The sequence below is a fragment of the Kitasatospora sp. NPDC056184 genome, assembly GCF_042268405.1.
Lineage (GTDB): Bacteria > Actinomycetota > Actinomycetes > Streptomycetales > Streptomycetaceae > Kitasatospora.
On sequence record NZ_JBHJUI010000012.1, the window covers coordinates 176,541 to 192,679 of the forward strand.

Sequence of the window (16,139 nt, forward strand, 5' to 3'; positions counted from 1 at the left end):
GTCGGGCGACAGGATGAAGAGCGGGAACACCCGGCGCCGCGGGACGTCCCCCAGCTCCTCCATCCCCGCGTGGTGCCCCGGCGCCGCCGGGCCCTCCGGCACCGGCCCCCGGAGACACCGGTGGGCCGCCGCGCCCACGGCACGGCGGCCCACCGGAAGGGTCCGGTTCGACTACAGGTAGAGGCCCGTCGAGCCCTCGGTGTCGCCGAAGCGCATCGCGGCCACGGCGTGCAGGTCGCGCTCGCGCAGCAGCACGTAGGTGGCGCCGCGGACCTCGACCTCCAGCTTGTCCTCGGGGTCGTACAGCACCCGGTCGCCGGGCTCCACCGAGCGCACGCTCTGGCCGACGGCGACCGCCTCGGCCCAGGCGCAGCGCTTGGAGATCTCCGCGGTGGCCGGAATCAGGATGCCGCCGGTCGAGCGGCGCTCGCCCTCGCCGGCCTCGGTCTTCACCAGCACGCGGTCGTGCAGCATCTTGATCGGGAGCTTCTCGCCCAGCCGGTCGTGACGCGGCAGGTCGGCCTCGGCGGGGAGGGACTGCTTGGTCGGTTCGTCGTTCGTACTCACGGTCCCGAAGGTACCGCCCCCGGGCTCGGTGTGTGACGCCGGTCCGCCCAGCGGGCGGAACGCGCACGGGCCGGGCAGCGGGTGCCCGGCCCGGGAGGTGCGGTCGCGGCTCAGCCCTTGCGGCGCCTGCGCGCCGAGGCGACCAGCAGCACCAGGCCGACGCCGACCAGCGCGGCCGGGACGATCCGCTCCTTGCGCGGCTGCCCCTTCTCGTCCACGAACTGCGCGCGGGCCTGCTCGACCAGGCCGCTCGCGGCCACGTACGCCCGGCCGGCCTTCTCCTCGACGGCGGCCACGGCCTTCGCCTTCACCTGGGCGGAGACGGTGGTCGGGTGCACGCGCACGGCGAGCTCGTCCAGCGTCGCCGCCAGCTGGGTGCGGGTCCGGGAGATGTCCGCCTCGATCTGGGCGGTCGTCCGCGCCGACTTGTCCGTACTGCTCGCCTCGCCCACTCGGGCCACCCCATTCACGATGTTCGTCCTGTGCGACTGACCCAGTGTGTCAGCTAGCACGCGGGGCCGCGCGGCCCCACCCACCATCGGAGGTAAGTTTGCCGTGGTACGACCGCCCGTCCAGCACCAGGAGAAATCCCGTGAGTGAGCGTCTCCAGCCCGGCGACACCGCGCCCGCCTTCACCCTGCCCGACGCCGACGGCAACGAGGTGTCCCTCGCCGGCCACCTCGGCCGCAAGGTGATCGTCTACTTCTACCCGGCCGCGCTCACCCCCGGCTGCACCAAGCAGGCCTGCGACTTCACCGACAACCTGGAGGTCTTCTCCGGCGCCGGGTACGACGTCATCGGCATCTCGCCGGACAAGCCGGAGAAGCTCGGCCGGTTCCGCGAGGCCGAGGACCTCAAGGTCACCCTGCTCTCCGACCCGGAGAAGAAGGTGCTGGAGGCCTACGGCGCGTTCGGCGAGAAGAAGCTGTACGGCAAGACCGTCACCGGCGTGATCCGGTCCACCGTGATCGTGGACGAGCAGGGCAGGGTCGAGCACGCGCTCTACAACGTCAAGGCGACCGGCCACGTGGCCAAGCTGCTGCGCGACCTCAAGGTCGAGACGGCCTGACGCACCGTCCGGACACGGCGGCGGCGCGTGACGCTTCGTCACCGCCGTGTCCCGGTGCTGTCCGCGCTCTGCCCGGAACCTGTCGGCGGGCGACCGGTACCCCCTAGCGTTCTGCTCACCGGGGGCCGGTTCCCCGGGTTCCGCCCTTGCCACAGGAGTAGAGCCGTGCAGAGTGCCAGATCCGTGTCCACCGCCCGTGTCGCCGTCGCCGGCGCGATCGTCGCGGCGCTCGCGCTGACCGCCTGCGGACCGGAGAACGACGACACCGCCGCACCGCCGCCGGCCGGCGCGACCACGGCCGCCACCGCGGCTCCGACCGCGACCGCCACCACCGCTGCCACCACGGCCCCCGCCGCGACCGCCCAGCCGACCGCCGCCGCACCGGCCGGCAAGCGCCAGGTGGTCGAGGCCAGGACCGCCGGCGGGCTGGCGAAGACCATCGGCCGGGACGCGGTCTCCGACGTCGCCGTCGACCCGGGCGAGATGCGCGACAACATGCACATGGTGCTCGCCAACTTCGACCGCCCCGGCCAGACCTCCGGCCGCCGGATCCTGCTGATCGCCGTCGACAACGTCCCCGAGGACCCGGCCAAGCGCCGCGAGCACCTCTGGCGCGGCATGATCGACTACGCCCTGCGGAACGGCTCCACCGGCGAGCCGACCACCGCCGCCCCGTTCGCGGCCGGCCCGCTCGGCGGCTCGCTGGAGTGCCTGATGCTGCCGCAGGCGCCCACCACCGACGTCGTCTGCGGCTGGTCCGACGCCTCCACGGCCGGCGTCGCGCTGTTCCCGAGGACCACCCCGGCCGAGGCGGCCGCCCTGTTCGCCACGATGCGCGCCGACATCGAGAAGTAGGCGCGGGACACGAAGCAGCGGTGGCGGCGCACCCCCCGACCGGGTGCACCGCCACCGCCGTCTCTCACCTCAGGCGAGCGCTGTCATCAGCAGCTGCCGAGGTCGCTCCAGACACCCCAGGCGCCGCTGGCGCTCGGGTCGTCGCCCTTGGTCCACCACTTGTTCTGGTAGTAGTGGCCCTTCCAGGAGACCTTGGTCGGGGTGCCGTAGGTGGTGCCCGCGTCCCAGCTCGGCGCACCCGCGCAGCCGGCCGGCGTGGTCGGCGGCGTCGTGGGAGGCGTCGTGGGCGGGGTGGTCGGCGGCGTCGTGGGAGGCGTCGTCGGCGGGGTGGTGGGCGGGGTCGTCGGCGGCGTGGTCGGCGGGGTCGTGCCGCCGTCCACCGCGCCGCGGGTCAGGTCGCCCTTGAGGCCGTACAGCGTGCCGCCCACGTTGACCGTCCAGTTGGACGGGGTGGACACCGGCAGGTAGTAGACGAAGTCCATGTCGATCGACGCGCCCGGCGCGAGCGACTGCCAGCCCGGCAGCTTCACCGAGACCCGGTTGTAGGTGCCCTTGAGGCCGCCCACGTTGCCGGTGCCGGTGTGGTCCTGCTTGATCACGGTCAGGCCGAAGCCGGACTGGTCCTTGGCGTTGCCCGGGGCCGAGTTGCTGTAGTCGAACTGGAACTCGGTGCCGCCCGGCAGGGTCAGCGTCGAGTTGTTGACGATGTGGATCTTCGGGTTGATCGGGTAGTTCGAGTCACCCAGCGCGAAGTTGGTGAACGACACGTCGACCGGCAGGGTCTGCTGCGGCAGCGCGGTCGTCGAGCGGATCGCGCCGTACGGCGAGGACGCCTTGAACTTGTCGTACATCAGCGAGGTCAGCGTGTTGCCGGGCACGTACTGGCCCTTGCCGCCGTTGGCGGTGGCGTCCCACTTGTAGTCGCCCGCGAGCTCCCAGATCATCGCGCCGCCGGCGCCCTGGTTGACGATGTAGTCGGCCTTGGCGCCGACCGACTGCTCGTCCTCGGTGGACAGGAAGACCTTCTTGGTGTCGTTCCACAGCCACGGCGCCACCAGGGTGGAGCTGTAGTTGCGGACGTAGCTGCCCTGCAGGGCGGTGTCGGTCACGCCGTACTTGGAGAGGTAGTCGGGCACGATGCCCTTCTCCAGGTTCTTGGCGTGCCACATCGGGTTCGACCCGGCCGGGGACTCCTTGCCCGCGTCGTCCTTGTCGTTCCAGATGTTGTCGATGCCGACCGCGCCGTCACCGCACGCGGTCAGGCCGGAGCCGACCGGGCAGGTGGTCGCGGAGGCGGTGCCCCAGAGGCCGTTGGTGCCGCCCTGGACGTTCTTGAAACCGCGGGTGTAGTACGGCAGGCCGACGTTGATCCGGCCGCCGGGCATCGCGCCGCGGAAGTAGTGGTACGACCAGTCGGCGTTCAGGTAGCCGATGCCGCCGTACTGGCCGGTGCCGTAGACGTTGGCCGACGCCAGCTCGCCGTCCTTGCCGTCGTCGAACAGCGAGGCGTTCGGGCCGACGTACTTGTTCCAGGCGCCGTGCAGGTCGTACGACATGATGTTGACGTAGTCCAGGTACTGCGCGATCTGGAACGTCTCCATGCCGCGCAGCAGGTAGCCGGACGACGGGGCCGCGACCGACAGCAGGTAGTGCTTGCCGTCGGCGGCGCCGGCCCGGTCCAGCTTCTCGCGCAGCGTCTTCATCAGCGCGGCGTAGCCCTTGGCCAGCGAGCCGCGCTTGCTGTTGGCGAGCTGCCAGTCCAGCGGGTTGCCCGCGTCCTTCATCGAGGTCGGGTACTCGTAGTCGACGTCGACGCCGTTGAAGCCGTACTTCTTGATGAAGTCGACGGCCGAGGTGGCGAAGGTGTCGATGCCCGCCTGGTTGACGCTGCCGTCCGGGTTGACGGTCATCGAGTAGAAGCCGCCGGAGTTGACGCGCTTGCCGTCGTCCCCGAAGAACCCGCCGGTCTCGGTCCAACCGCCCACCGAGATCATCGTCTTGACGTTCGGGTACTGCTTCTTGTACTTCGTCAGCAGGTTGAAGTGGCCCTTGTAGGGCAGCGACGGGTCGAGCTCGGCGCCGGGCACGCCGGGGAAGGAGATCCCGGTGGCCTCGTTCTTGTCGTTGTCGGTGCCGACGGACAGCTTGTTGTCGGAACCGACGTGGCCGAACGCGTAGTTGAGGTGGGTGACCTTGTCCCACGGGATGTCGCTGACCAGGTACGGCGGGGTGCCGTCCTTGCCGGTGCGCCAGCCGGTGAAGTAGCCGATGATGCGGCGCTGGTGGTCCGCGCCCATCTTCTCGCGGCCGTTGGTGTCGTAGACGCTGCAGTACGGGACGTCGACGCCCGGCGTGGCGTAGAGGCCGTCGGGGCGACAGGCGGCGTTGTCGACGGTGGCGGACGCCTGGGAGGGCGCCGCGCCCAGCGTGGCCACCAGCAGGCCGGCCATCGCGGCCGCTGCCACCGAGGCCAGGCCGGCGCGGGCCGCCGGGCTCGTGGAACGACGGGCAGCGGTGGGACGCCGCTCCGCCGTGGATCGGATCAACACTCGGTCCTCCGGGCAGAGTGTCGGCGCGTGCCTGTGGGGGAGCACGCACGTGGGGGAAAGCAGATTGGCGCTGAAGCTATGTGGTCTGAACCACATAGGTCAATAGGTCTGTACCAATTGGTAATCCATTCCCCAACATCCCCGGTCGAACGGCTGGTTGTCGACGGTCATCCGACCCCCCTCGGCCGGCGCCCGCCACGGACCGCACCAACCGGGGAAATGACGTATCCACACCTCGGGCAACCCCCTAGACTGAAGGCCATGCGGCCTTGGCGGAATAGGTAGACGCCTGGGTTTTAGGTGCCCATGGGAGAAATCCCGTGAGGGTTCGAGTCCCTCAGGCCGCACCAGCCTAAGAACCGAAGGCCCGCCCGGAGTGATCTCCGAGCGGGCCTTCGGTCGTCCGCGGTGGGCGGGGCTCAGCCGATCAGGTCCTTCACGACCGGGGCGAGGGCGCGGAAGGCCTGACCGCGGTGGCTGATGGCGTTCTTCTCGGCGGGGGTGAGCTCGGCGCAGGTGCGGGTCCCGCCGAGGGGCTGGAGGATCGGGTCGTAGCCGAAGCCGCCGTCGCCCGCCGGGGCGGTGCGCAGGGTGCCGAGCAGCCGGCCCTCGACGACCCGCTCGGTGCCGTCGGGCAGGGCGAGGGCGGCGGCGCAGAAGAAGTGGGCGCCGCGGTGCTCGGCCCCGATGTCGGAGAGCTGGGCGAGCAGGAGGTCGAGGTTGGCGCGGTCGTCGCCGTGCTTGCCGGCCCAGCGGGCGGAGAAGATGCCGGGGGCGCCGTTCAGGACGTCCACGCAGAGGCCGGAGTCGTCGGCGACGGCCGGCAGGCCGGTGGCGCGGGCCAGCGCGTGCGCCTTGAGCAGGGCGTTCTCGGCGAAGGTGACGCCGGTCTCGGGGACGTCCGGGATCTCCGGGTAGGCGTCGGCCCCGACCAGCTCGACGTCCAGGCCGGCGTCGCCGAGGATGTCGCGCAGTTCGGCGACCTTGTGCTGGTTGCGGGTGGCGAGGATGAGTCGAGTGGTCATGGAACCACCCTAAACCGAGCAAACGGTGTGATCCCGCGTCAGCCGGTGCAGACCTTGGTGAGGTTCGAGGCGGCGTCGCCGAGCGGCTTGAAGTCCGGCACCTGCTTGTTGTTGACCGCCTGCTGGACCTTGTCGACCTGGGTGCCGAGGTCGGTGATCGCCTTGGCGACGTCGGTGTCCTTGGAGTTCTTGCCCAGCTGGTCGAGGTCGTTCTTCAGCTTCTGCAGCGCCTGCCCGGCGGCGGCCGCGTCGTTGCTCGCGTTGCTGTAGGCGTTGCTGACCTCGTTGATGTCGCCGGTGATCTTGACGGCGGTGTTGCCGCAGTCGATCGCCTTCTGGGCGGCGGAGCAACTGACCGCGCTGAGCGGGAGGATGGCGATCAGGCCGGCCACGGCGAGCATGGTGGGGCGGGCGATGTTCTGGGGCATCCGGTCCTCCTGGGTGCGCGGTATCCGGAAGGGAAGGACGCGCGCTGAGGGGTGCGCGGTTCCCGCAAACGGGTGCTGCGGGAACCGTACGGGCATCGGGCCCGGCCTGTACAGCGGCCGGGCCCGGCACCCGGGGTTTTCCGGAAACCGAAGCGGAACCGGTACCTCAGGGGGTGAGGAGCGGGCCCCCGGGGTCAGCCCTCCAGCTCGCCGAGGGCCTTGCGCTGGACCTCGTCGAGCTCGGCGCAGCCGAGGGTGCCCAGGTCCAGCAGCCGGTCGAGCAGCGCGCGGTCGAAGGGGGCGCCCTCGGCGGTGCCCTGGACCTCGACGAAGCGGCCGTCGGCGGTGCAGACGATGTTCATGTCGGTCTCGGCGCGGACGTCCTCCTCGTACTGGAGGTCGAGCATCGGGACGCCGTCGATGATGCCGACGCTGACGGCGCTGACCCCGCCGGTGATCGGCTTGCCCTTGGCGCGCAGCAGCTTGCGCTCGCGGGCCCAGTTGACGGCGTCGACGAGCGCGACGTAGGCGCCGGTGATGGCGGCGGTGCGGGTGCCGCCGTCGGCCTGGAGGACGTCGCAGTCGAGGACGATGGTGTTCTCGGCGAGGGCGCGGTGGTCGACCACGGCGCGCAGCGAGCGGCCGATGAGCCGGCTGATCTCGTGGGTGCGGCCGCCGAGGCGGCCCTTGACGGATTCGCGGTCGCCGCGGGTGTTGGTGGCGCGCGGGAGCATGGAGTACTCGGCGGTGACCCAGCCCTCGCCGCTGCCCTTGCGCCAGCGCGGGACACCCTCGGTGACGCTGGCGGTGCACAGCACCTTGGTGTCGCCGTAGGAGATGAGGACGGAGCCTTCGGCGTGCTTGCTCCAGCCCCGTTCGATGCTGACGGGGCGGAGCTGGTCGGGGGTGCGGCCGTCGATGCGTGACATAGGCACCGAGCGTAGTCGGTTTCGGCGGGTGCTCCGGGTACGCCCCGAGGCGTCCCGAGGCGTCCGGGTCTGCCCGGACGGGCCGCGCCCGGTGCCCGGACGTGCCACGGCCCGCCGCCCCGGGGAGGGGTCGGCGGGCCGGGTGTGCGCGAGCCGGCGGGCTCAGCTCACATCATGTCCTCGATGTCGGCGGCGATCGGGTCGGCGTCGGTGCCGATGACGACCTGGATCGCGGTACCCATCTTCACGACGCCGTGGGCGCCGGCGGCCTTCAGCGCGGCCTCGTTGACCAGGGAGGCGTCCTTGACCTCGGTGCGCAGGCGGGTGATGCAGCCCTCGACCTCTTCGATGTTGTCGATGCCGCCCAGACCGGCGACGATCTTCTCAGCCTTGCTGGCCATTGCTCTCTCCCTCTGTCTCGGCCCGTCGGCTGCTCTGCCGGGTGCCGTCCTGCGCGGTGACCTCGGTCGGTGACGCGGGGTCAGTGGTCGGTCGTGCCGTGGCGTGCTGCCGGAGCAGCGCGACCAGCATGACCCGAGCCGAACCGATATGCCACGTTAGTCCACTTTTGGCCCATTCCGGCGCGCAGACCCCGGATCGACGTCCGAGGATGACGAGCAGTGGGGCCGTCTCCCGGCGCGCGGCCTGCGTCCCAAAAGTGGTCTACACCAATATATGTGTACTCCGAGGAACGCAGGAAGCGACCCGGGTGTTCCCGGCCCCCGCCCGACCCCGCCCCGCCCCGCCCCGCCCGCGGGTTCCCGGCGGGGGCCACCGGCCGGCCACTGCACTCGGAGGGCGAAGGATGAGTTCGGCAGGCGCGACAGCACCGCGGACCACGTGGTGGCACACCTTCTACGGCGGCCTCCAGAAGATGGGCCGCTCGCTCCAGCTCCCGGTCGCGGTGCTCCCGGCCGCCGGCATCCTCAACCGGCTCGGGCAGCCCGACGTCTTCGGCAAGGACGGCCTGGGCTGGAACGACGTGGCCAAGGTCTTCGCCGCGGCGGGCGGCGCGCTGCTGGACTCCTCGTTCGGCCTGCCCATGCTGTTCTGCGTCGGCGTCGCGATCGGCATGGCGAAGAAGGCCGACGGGTCGACGGCGCTGGCCGCCGTGGTCGGCTTCCTCGTCTACTACCGGGTGCTGCACGCCTTCCCGGAGGACTGCAAGCCGCCGACCATCCTGGTGAGCGACCAGTGCGTGGACTACACCTCGGCGAAGGCGGCCGCCGCGGTCTACCAGAACCCCGGCGTGCTGGGCGGCATCCTGCTCGGCCTGATGTCGGCCTGGCTCTGGGTGCGCTTCCACCGCACCAAGCTGGTCGACTGGCTGGGCTTCTTCAACGGCCGCCGGCTGGTGCCGATGATCACCGCCCTGGTCGGCATGGTGCTCGCCGTGGTCGCGGTCTGGGTGTGGCCGCCGATCGGCCGCGTCCTCACCACCTTCAGCCAGAACCTCGTCGACCTGGGCTCGGGCGGCGCGGGCATCTTCGGCGTGGCCAACCGCGCCCTGCTGCTGATCGGCATGCACCAGCTGCTGAACACCTTCGTCTGGTTCCAGTTCGGCGAGTACACCAAGCCCGACGGCATGGTCGTGCACGGCGACATCCCGCGCTTCCTGGCGGGCGACCCGACCGCCGGGCAGTTCCAGTCGGGCTTCTTCCCGATCATGATGTTCGCGCTGCCGGCCGCCGCGCTGGCGATCGCCCACTCGGCGAAGCCGCACCGGCGCAAGGAGATCTACGGCCTGATGCTCTCGGTCGGCCTGACCTCCTTCGTGACCGGCGTCACCGAGCCGATCGAGTACTCCTTCGCCTACATCGCCCCCGCGCTGTACGGCGTGCACGCCCTGCTGACCGGCGCGTCGATGGCCGTCACCTGGGCGCTCGGGGTGCACGACGGCTTCAGCTTCTCGGCCGGCCTGATCGACTACGTGATCAACTGGGGCCTGGCCACCAAGCCGTGGCTGATCATTCCCATCGGCCTCTGCTTCGCCGCCGTCTACTACGCCCTCTTCCGCTTCATCATCGTGAAATTCGACCTGAAAACCCCGGGGCGCGAGGCCGAGAGCGAGGTCGAGGACGTGACCAAGGCATAAACCGAGCGTCACCGCGCAGAATCCGAAAAGGCCCCCGGACCACCGGTCCGAGGGCCTTCGGCATATCCGGGCCGGGCCGATGGTCCCGGCGCGAACACCCGCCGGCCCGGCGCGGACGGGCCGTCGGTGACCGGCCGGTGACCTGCCGTGGAGCATCGGGCCGCCCCGGCTTTTTGTTGCGCAAATAGCCAAAATGCCAATCACGGCGGGTAATCAAGATCGCTGATCCACAAGTAGGTTTCGATTTCATAGCGCTTCCCAGCTGCGGCGCTTTCAAGGGTTCCCCGCCTCCTCTCCCCGTGCTACAAAACTGGTCTACACCACGTGTGGTGTAGACCAGTTCGCGGTTCGGCCCCCTGTGCACCCTCCCCCCGACCGACCCGCCCTTGCCGTTAGGAACCCACCCCCATGAGTCAGTCAGCGCAGGCACCGGCGCCCGCCACGGCTCCGGCCACACCCAGTCCCGCCAAGAAGTTCGGCCAGAACCTGCTCCAGGGTCTGCAGAAGATCGGCCGCAGCCTCCAGCTGCCCATCGCCGTCCTCCCGGCCGCCGGTCTGCTGATGCGTCTGGGCCAGGACGACGTCTTCGGCAAGGACGGCCTCGGCTGGAACAAGGTCGCGGCGGTCTTCGCCACCGCCGGCAACGGCGTCTTCGACAACCTGCCGCTGCTCTTCGCGGTCGGCATCGCCATCGGCTTCGCCAAGAAGGCCGACGGCTCGACCGCCCTCGCCGCGCTGGTCGGCTTCCTGGTCTACAAGAACGTGCTGACCGCGTTCCCGATCACCGAGGGCCACATCGCCGACGGCAAGTGGGTCCCCGCGACCTACCAGAACCCCGGCGTCCTCGGCGGCATCGTGATCGGTCTGCTCAGCGCCGTGCTGTGGCAGAAGTACCACCGCACCAAGCTGGTCGACTGGCTCGGCTTCTTCAACGGCCGCCGTCTCGTCCCGATCATCATGGCCTTCGTCGGCACCGCCGTCGGCGTCCTGTTCGCCCTGACCTGGGGCCCCATCGGCGACGCGATCAAGAGCCTGAACGACACCCTGATCGGGGCCGGCGCGGTCGGTGCCGGCGCCTTCGGCCTGGTCAACCGCGGTCTGCTGCCGGTCGGCATGCACCAGTTCGTGAACTCCTACGCCTGGTTCCAGACCGGTGACTTCACCAAGGCCGACGGCACCGTCGTGCACGGCGACCTGACCCGCTTCTTCGCCGGCGACCCGACCGCCGGGCAGTTCATGTCGGGCTTCTTCCCGATCATGATGTTCGCCCTGCCGGCCGCCGCCTTCGCCATCGCCCACACCGCCAAGCCGCACCGCCGCAAGGCCGTCACCGGCATGATGCTGTCGCTGGCGCTGACCTCCTTCGTGACCGGTGTCACCGAGCCGATCGAGTTCTCCTTCGTCTTCATCGCCCCGCTGCTGTACGTGATCCACGCCGTCCTCACCGCCGTCTCGATGGCCGTGACCTGGGCGCTCGGCGTGCACGACGGCTTCACCTTCTCCGGCGGTCTGATCGACTACCTGCTCGCCTGGAGCAAGGCCACCGACCCGTGGATGATCATCCCGCTCGGCCTGGCGTTCGCCGCCCTGTACTACTTCCTCTTCCGCTTCGCGATCGTGAAGTTCGACCTCAAGACCCCGGGTCGCGAGGACGACGAGGAGATCGAGGACGTCACCAAGGCCTGACCCCCGGAACCACCGCACGCCGCTCACGGCCCCGCCCCGCCACCCGCTCCCCCGGGTGGCGGGGCGGGGCCGTTCCGCGTGCCCGGCAGGCCCGCCCGGGTGTCCGCCGCGGCGGCCGTCCGCTGAGACGGTGGTTGACGAACCCGCGGACCCGCTGGTCAACTGAAGCCGTGAACGCCCCCCGTCCGCTGGTGACCCGCAGCCACATCGACTTCGGTCGCGTGTGGTCCGCGGCGTGTCGCGGCTGACCCGAGCGTTCCCCCGCCGCCGCCCGGCTGACGTCCCCGCCGCGCGCCCCGGCCTCCGCCCCACCCCGTAACCCGCGCCCGCCGGTCCCCGGACCGGGCCGGCCCGTACCCGCGCGCACCCGCTCGCCCGTCCCCGTCCCCCGGGGCCGCGGGCCGGTCCGCGACCGCCGCCCGCACCGCTTCCCTCCCAGGAAAGTCAAGGCCGCCCATGCCCCGCCAGCTGCATCTTTCCGCCGCCCTCGACAGCCCCGGCCACGTCGACGCCGCCCACTTCACCACCCTCGCCCGGCTCGCCGAACGGGCCGCCCTCGACTTCGTCACCCTCGACGACTCCTACGCCCCCGAACCGCGCCGGCTCGACGCGCTCGCCACCTTCGCCCGGCTCGCCCCGGTCACCCGCGGCCTCGGCCTGGTCCCGACCGTCACCACCACCCACACCGAGCCGTTCCACACCTCCCTCTCGGTCAACACCCTGGACTGGGTCAGCGAGGGCCGGGCCGGCTGGCTGGTCGGCGTCTCCGACACCGAGGCCGAGGCCCGGGCCTTCGGCCGCAAGGGCACCGCCCCGGCCGACGAGCTCTGGGCCGAGGCCGCCGACGCCGCCGAGGTCGCCACCCGGCTCTGGGACAGCTGGGAGGACGACGCCGAGATCCGCGACACCGCCACCGGCCGGTTCGTCGACCGCGCCAAGCTCCACCACATCGACTTCGAGGGCCCGTACTTCTCCGTCCGCGGCCCCTCCACCACCCCCCGACCGCCGCAGGGCCGCCCGATCGTCGCGGTCACCGTCGCCGCCGCCGACCTCGCGCCGGACGCCGGCCCCGGCGGCCGCGCCCGGGTCGCCACCGCGGCCCGCTACGCCGACGTCGTCCTGCTCGACGCCCCCGACCGGGCCGCCCGGCTCACCGCCGCCACCGAACTGCGGCTGCGCGGCGGCGAGGCGCTGCGGATCCTGGCCCGGATCCCGGCCGCGCTCCCCGACGACACGGCGATATCCGCCCTGCTCACCGAGGTCACCGAGGGCGGCGGCGGGGTCGACGGCTTCCACCTGGTGCCCGCCGACCCGACCCGGGACCTCACCGCGCTCGCCGACCGCGTGGTGCCGGAGCTGCGCGAGCGCGGACTGTTCCGCGCCGGCTACACCGGCCGCACCCTGCGCGAGCACCTCGGCCTGGCCCGCCCCGCCAGCCGCTACGCGCTCGCCGCGACCATCGCCGCCCCGACCTCCCCCGCCGTGACCACCGTGACCGCCGAGGTGACCCGATGACGGACCGCCCGCTCAAGCAGATCCACCTCGCCGCGCACTTCCCCGGCGTCAACAACACCACGGTGTGGAGCGACCCGGCCTCCGGCAGCCAGATCGCCTTCGAGTCCTTCCGCCACCTCGCCGCGACCGCCGAACGCGGCCGCTTCGACTTCTTCTTCCTCGCCGAGGGCCTGCGCCTGCGCGAGGTCAAGGGCCGGATCCACGACCTGGACGTGGTCGGCCGCCCCGAGTCGATCACCGTGCTGGGCGCGCTCGCCGCCGTCACCACCCACCTCGGGCTGGCCGCGACCGTGAACGCCACCTACAACGAGCCCTACGAACTGGCCCGCCGGTTCGCCTCCCTGGACCACCTCTCCGGCGGCCGCGCCGCCTGGAACGTGGTCACCTCCTCCGACGCCTTCACCGGCGAGAACTTCCGCCGCGGCGGCTACCTCGACCGCGCCGACCGCTACACCCGGGCCGCCGAGACCGTCGCGCTCGCCCGGGAGTTCTGGGACGCGGCGGGCACCGGGACGGTCCGCCACCGGGGACCGCAGTTCGACGTCGAGGGCACCCTCTCGCTGCCCCGGCCGCCGCAGGGCCACCCGGTGGTCATCCAGGCCGGCGACTCCGACGAGGGCCGCGAGTTCGCCGCCGCCACCGCCGACGTCATCTTCAGCCGGCACTCCACCCTGGCCGCCGGACAGGCCTTCCACGCCGACGTCAAGCGCCGGCTGGCCGCGTACGGGCGCAAGCCGGACGAGCTGAAGATCATGCCCGGGGTCACCTACGTGCTGGGCGACACCGAGGAGGAGGCCGTCGAGCGCGCCGCCGCGATCCGCCGCGCCCAGGTGAGCCCGGCCACCGCGATCAACTACCTGGAGCAGGTCTGGGGCATCGACCTCTCCGACCACGACGTGGACGGCCCGCTGCCGGCCGTCGACCCGGTCTTCGACTCCGCCCTCGTCCAGGGCCGCACCTCGCTCGGCGACCCGCTGAAGGTCGCCGCCGAGTGGCGCGCGGTGGCCGCCGAGAAGGGGCTCAGCAGCCGTGAACTGGTGATCGAGGCGACCGGCCGGCAGAGCTTCATCGGCACCCCCGCGAGCGTCGCCGCCCAGATCGACCACCACGTGCAGAGCGACGCCGCGGACGGCTTCATCCTCGTCCCGCACCTCACCCCCGGCGGGCTGGACGACTTCGTCGACCGGGTGGTGCCGCTGCTCCAGGAGCGCGGGGTGTTCCGCACCGAGTACTCCGGCACGACGCTGCGCGACCACCTCGGCCTGCCGGTCCCCGGACGGCACTGACCCCCGGGCGGGCGGCGGTCAGACCCGGCCCAGCCGGGCGGCGTGCACGCCGGCCTGGAAGCGGCTCTCCGCCCCCAGGCCGGCGGTCAGTTCGGCGACCAGCCGGCGCACCGTGCGCTCGGACAGCTCCAGCTTGCGGGCGATGGCCGCGTCGGTCCGGCCGGCCGCCAGCAGCCGGAGCACCTCGGCCTGCCGCTCCGTCATCGCCTCGGCCTCGGGCAGGAGTTCGGCGGGCGTCCAGGCGGCCGACCAGAAGTACTCGAACAGTTCGGCCACCAGCGCGACCAGGGCCGGCTCGCGCACCACCACGGCCGCCTCCGCGACCGGGGCGTCCCCGCCCGGCCCGGCTCCCGGGGCGGGCAGGATCGCCAGCCGGGCGTCCACCACGATCAGCCAGAGCGGCAGCGAGTGGGCCACCCGGATCCGCGCCCCGGCCGCGGTCAGCTCCCGGACGTGCCCGAGCACGGCCGGGCGGCGCAGCGCGGCCGCCGGGTGGATGGTGCGCAGCGCGGCGCCGTGCGCGAGGGCGAGGCGCTCCCGGGCGAGCTTGCCCGCCAGGGCGGGGCCGGAGAGGTCCTGGCCGGGGCGCAGCGAGAGCGCCTCGGTGCGGGCGCCGCGGGCGGCGTCCTCCAGCAGGGCGGCGATCCGCCCGGCGCCGCGGACCACCTCCAGCGCGGTGCCCGACCGGTGCCGCTCCTGGATCGGGAGGTAGCCGGTGTGCAGCCGGTCCACCGCCCGGCGGGCCCGGTGCAGGGCGCCGACCAGGTCGGCGACCTGCCGGTCGGCGTCGAGCAGCAGCTGCCGGACGGCGGTGTCGACGGAGACGGCGGCCCGCTCCGACGCCGGGTCAGGGTTAGAAGCCGGGTCCGGGTCCGGGTCCGACGCCGGGTCAGGGGAGCGGCCGGCCGCGGCGGGTTGGAGCAGGCCGAGGGCGAGCAGTTCGGCGGTGGCGGCGGCGAGCCGCCGGTCGTCCCAGTCGGGGAGCAGCGCGCCCGGCGGGCGGCCGGGTTCGGCGAGCAGGCGGGCGTAGAGCCGGGTGGCGTCCCGGTCGGCGGGGCTCTCCATCGGCGCAGCCTAGTGAGGCCCCGCGCCCGCCCGCCCGGGGTTTCCACCCTGCGAGACGGGCCGCTTCCGCTCCCGGCCATGGCCGGTTCCGGCAGCCGTCCGCGTACTGACCCGCGGCGCCGCGGTGGCCAGGATGGCGCCCATGACCGCTCTTCCCGAGGCTTCGACGATCTGGCTGGACGGCGCGCTGGTGCCCTGGCACACGGCGACCACGCACGTCCTCACCCACGGCCTGCACTACGGCACCGGGGTGCTGGAGGGCACCCGGGCGTTCGCCACGGCGGACGGCCCGGCCGTGTTCCGGCTGCCCGAGCACCTGCGCCGGCTGGACCGCAGCGCGCGCATGCTGCGGATGGAACTCCCCCACGGCACGGCCGAACTGGCGGAGGCCACCGTCGAGCTGGTGCGGGCCAACGGCCACCGCTCCTGCTACCTGCGGCACTTCGCCTTCCTGGGCTACGGCGCGATGGGCCTGGACATGCGCTCCTCGCCGACCAGCACGGCGATCGCGAGCTGGGAGTGGCACTCCCAGCTCCCGGACGCGGAGGGCGGGATCAGGCTGAAGACGAGCAGCTGGCGGCGGACCGACCCGAACGCGGTGCCGCCCGCCGCCAAGGCGACCGGCCCGTACCTGAACTCGGTGCTGGCCCGCCGGGAGGCGACCGACGCGGGCTACGACGAGGCGCTGCTGCTCGGCCCGGACGGCACGGTGAGCGAGTGCACCGGCGAGAACGTGTTCGCCGTCCGCGACGGGGTGCTGCGCACGCCCCCGACGAGCGCGGGCGCCCTGGAGGGGATCACCCAGGACACCGTGCTGACGCTGGCCCGGGACCTGGGCGTGCCGGTGCGGGTGGAGTCACTGCTGCGCTCGGACCTGTACGCGGCGGACGAGGTGTTCCTGTGCGGCACGGCGGCCGGGGTGGTGGCGGTGCGCTCACTGGACGACCGCGAGCTGTCGGCCGCCCCGGGTCCGCTGACCGCGCGGCTGCGCGCGGCGTACGAGGCGGCGGTGACCGGCGCGGACGAGCGCTACCGGCACTGGCTGACGTACACGGGGTGAGCGTTCGCCC

At 72.4% G+C, this 16,139-nt stretch carries 15 protein-coding genes and 1 tRNA gene; 8 read left to right on the forward strand and 8 right to left on the reverse strand.

Annotated elements, in window-relative coordinates:
• Window positions 1-171 precede the first annotated feature (171 nt).
• Window positions 172-474, reverse strand: a complete 303-nt coding sequence (locus ACFC0B_RS24320; RefSeq protein ID WP_078881937.1) for a co-chaperone GroES — start codon at window positions 472-474, stop codon at window positions 172-174.
• A 203-nt stretch (window positions 475-677) separates the two neighbouring features.
• On the reverse strand, window positions 678-1,028 hold the full coding sequence (locus ACFC0B_RS24325) for a DUF3618 domain-containing protein (protein WP_376089440.1): 351 nt from the start codon (window positions 1,026-1,028) through the stop codon (window positions 678-680).
• Window positions 1,029-1,159: 131 nt separating this feature from the next.
• On the opposite strand from ACFC0B_RS24325, the gene bcp reads away from it, so the two are divergent.
• Both bcp and ACFC0B_RS24335 read left to right on the forward strand, forming a co-directional pair.
• Entirely contained in the window at window positions 1,160-1,636 is a 477-nt protein-coding gene (gene bcp / locus ACFC0B_RS24330; RefSeq protein ID WP_376089443.1) for a thioredoxin-dependent thiol peroxidase, read from the forward strand.
• A gap of 183 nt (window positions 1,637-1,819) precedes the next feature.
• A complete protein-coding gene (locus tag ACFC0B_RS24335) occupies window positions 1,820-2,491 on the forward strand; it encodes a hypothetical protein (protein ID WP_376089446.1) in 672 nt (223 codons plus the stop codon).
• Window positions 2,492-2,577: 86 nt separating this feature from the next.
• Here ACFC0B_RS24335 and ACFC0B_RS24340 read toward each other — a convergent pair whose 3' ends face one another.
• Window positions 2,578-4,941: a chitinase C-terminal domain-containing protein gene (locus ACFC0B_RS24340; RefSeq protein ID WP_376089735.1), complete on the reverse strand. Its 2,364-nt coding sequence runs from the start codon at window positions 4,939-4,941 to the stop codon at window positions 2,578-2,580.
• 362 nt (window positions 4,942-5,303) lie between these two features.
• On the opposite strand from ACFC0B_RS24340, the gene ACFC0B_RS24345 reads away from it, so the two are divergent.
• Window positions 5,304-5,390 (forward strand) — tRNA-Leu (locus ACFC0B_RS24345).
• Window positions 5,391-5,459: 69 nt separating this feature from the next.
• Here ACFC0B_RS24345 and rdgB read toward each other — a convergent pair.
• From rdgB to ACFC0B_RS24365, 4 genes are all read right to left on the reverse strand, one after another.
• Window positions 5,460-6,065 (reverse strand): RdgB/HAM1 family non-canonical purine NTP pyrophosphatase, encoded by a 606-nt coding sequence (rdgB, locus tag ACFC0B_RS24350; RefSeq protein ID WP_376089448.1) that lies wholly within the window; start codon window positions 6,063-6,065, stop codon window positions 5,460-5,462.
• A 38-nt stretch (window positions 6,066-6,103) separates the two neighbouring features.
• Entirely contained in the window at window positions 6,104-6,493 is a 390-nt protein-coding gene (locus ACFC0B_RS24355) for a hypothetical protein (protein WP_376089450.1), read from the reverse strand.
• Window positions 6,494-6,687: 194 nt separating this feature from the next.
• The gene (gene rph, locus ACFC0B_RS24360) at window positions 6,688-7,422 is read right to left on the reverse strand and encodes a ribonuclease PH (RefSeq protein ID WP_376089452.1); all 735 of its coding nucleotides are present in this window, start codon (window positions 7,420-7,422) and stop codon (window positions 6,688-6,690) included.
• A gap of 167 nt (window positions 7,423-7,589) precedes the next feature.
• Complete coding sequence (locus ACFC0B_RS24365; protein WP_063349220.1) at window positions 7,590-7,823, reverse strand: glucose PTS transporter subunit EIIB; 234 nt, start codon at window positions 7,821-7,823, stop codon at window positions 7,590-7,592.
• Between the two features lie 404 nt (window positions 7,824-8,227).
• Between ACFC0B_RS24365 and ACFC0B_RS24370 the strand changes: the two genes are divergently transcribed.
• The 4 genes from ACFC0B_RS24370 to ACFC0B_RS24385 all read left to right on the forward strand — a co-directional run bounded on the left by ACFC0B_RS24370 (window position 8,228) and on the right by ACFC0B_RS24385 (window position 14,004).
• The gene (locus ACFC0B_RS24370) at window positions 8,228-9,517 is read left to right on the forward strand and encodes a PTS transporter subunit EIIC (protein WP_376089455.1); all 1,290 of its coding nucleotides are present in this window, start codon (window positions 8,228-8,230) and stop codon (window positions 9,515-9,517) included.
• 408 nt (window positions 9,518-9,925) lie between these two features.
• On the forward strand, window positions 9,926-11,203 hold the full coding sequence (locus ACFC0B_RS24375) for a PTS transporter subunit EIIC (RefSeq protein WP_376089458.1): 1,278 nt from the start codon (window positions 9,926-9,928) through the stop codon (window positions 11,201-11,203).
• A 456-nt stretch (window positions 11,204-11,659) separates the two neighbouring features.
• The gene (locus ACFC0B_RS24380; protein ID WP_376089461.1) at window positions 11,660-12,718 is read left to right on the forward strand and encodes an LLM class flavin-dependent oxidoreductase; all 1,059 of its coding nucleotides are present in this window, start codon (window positions 11,660-11,662) and stop codon (window positions 12,716-12,718) included.
• Complete coding sequence (locus tag ACFC0B_RS24385; protein ID WP_376089464.1) at window positions 12,715-14,004, forward strand: LLM class flavin-dependent oxidoreductase; 1,290 nt, start codon at window positions 12,715-12,717, stop codon at window positions 14,002-14,004. Before ACFC0B_RS24380 ends, ACFC0B_RS24385 begins: the two co-directional genes overlap by 4 nt.
• Window positions 14,005-14,022: 18 nt before the next feature.
• Here the strand turns inward: ACFC0B_RS24385 and ACFC0B_RS24390 are convergent, their stop codons facing one another.
• Window positions 14,023-15,069 carry a LuxR C-terminal-related transcriptional regulator gene (locus ACFC0B_RS24390; protein WP_376089467.1) on the reverse strand — a complete coding sequence of 349 codons (1,047 nt, stop codon included), beginning with the start codon at window positions 15,067-15,069 and terminating at the stop codon, window positions 14,023-14,025.
• A gap of 142 nt (window positions 15,070-15,211) precedes the next feature.
• On the opposite strand from ACFC0B_RS24390, the gene ACFC0B_RS24395 reads away from it, so the two are divergent.
• Window positions 15,212-16,129 (forward strand): branched-chain amino acid transaminase, encoded by a 918-nt coding sequence (locus ACFC0B_RS24395; RefSeq protein WP_376089470.1) that lies wholly within the window; start codon window positions 15,212-15,214, stop codon window positions 16,127-16,129.
• Window positions 16,130-16,139 lie beyond the last annotated feature (10 nt).

Coding starts and splice junctions, on each gene's coding strand:
- ACFC0B_RS24320 (WP_078881937.1), bottom strand. CDS start 474: ATGCTGCACGACCGCGTGCTGGTGAAGACCGAGGCCGGCGAGGGCGAG.
- ACFC0B_RS24340 (WP_376089735.1), bottom strand. CDS start 4,941: ATGGCCGGCCTGCTGGTGGCCACGCTGGGCGCGGCGCCCTCCCAGGCG.
- rdgB (WP_376089448.1), bottom strand. CDS start 6,065: ATGACCACTCGACTCATCCTCGCCACCCGCAACCAGCACAAGGTCGCC.
- ACFC0B_RS24355 (WP_376089450.1), bottom strand. CDS start 6,493: ATGCCCCAGAACATCGCCCGCCCCACCATGCTCGCCGTGGCCGGCCTG.
- rph (WP_376089452.1), bottom strand. CDS start 7,422: ATGTCACGCATCGACGGCCGCACCCCCGACCAGCTCCGCCCCGTCAGC.
- ACFC0B_RS24365 (WP_063349220.1), bottom strand. CDS start 7,823: ATGGCCAGCAAGGCTGAGAAGATCGTCGCCGGTCTGGGCGGCATCGAC.
- ACFC0B_RS24370 (WP_376089455.1), top strand. CDS start 8,228: ATGAGTTCGGCAGGCGCGACAGCACCGCGGACCACGTGGTGGCACACC.
- ACFC0B_RS24375 (WP_376089458.1), top strand. CDS start 9,926: ATGAGTCAGTCAGCGCAGGCACCGGCGCCCGCCACGGCTCCGGCCACA.
- ACFC0B_RS24380 (WP_376089461.1), top strand. CDS start 11,660: ATGCCCCGCCAGCTGCATCTTTCCGCCGCCCTCGACAGCCCCGGCCAC.
- ACFC0B_RS24385 (WP_376089464.1), top strand. CDS start 12,715: ATGACGGACCGCCCGCTCAAGCAGATCCACCTCGCCGCGCACTTCCCC.
- ACFC0B_RS24390 (WP_376089467.1), bottom strand. CDS start 15,069: ATGGAGAGCCCCGCCGACCGGGACGCCACCCGGCTCTACGCCCGCCTG.
- ACFC0B_RS24395 (WP_376089470.1), top strand. CDS start 15,212: ATGACCGCTCTTCCCGAGGCTTCGACGATCTGGCTGGACGGCGCGCTG.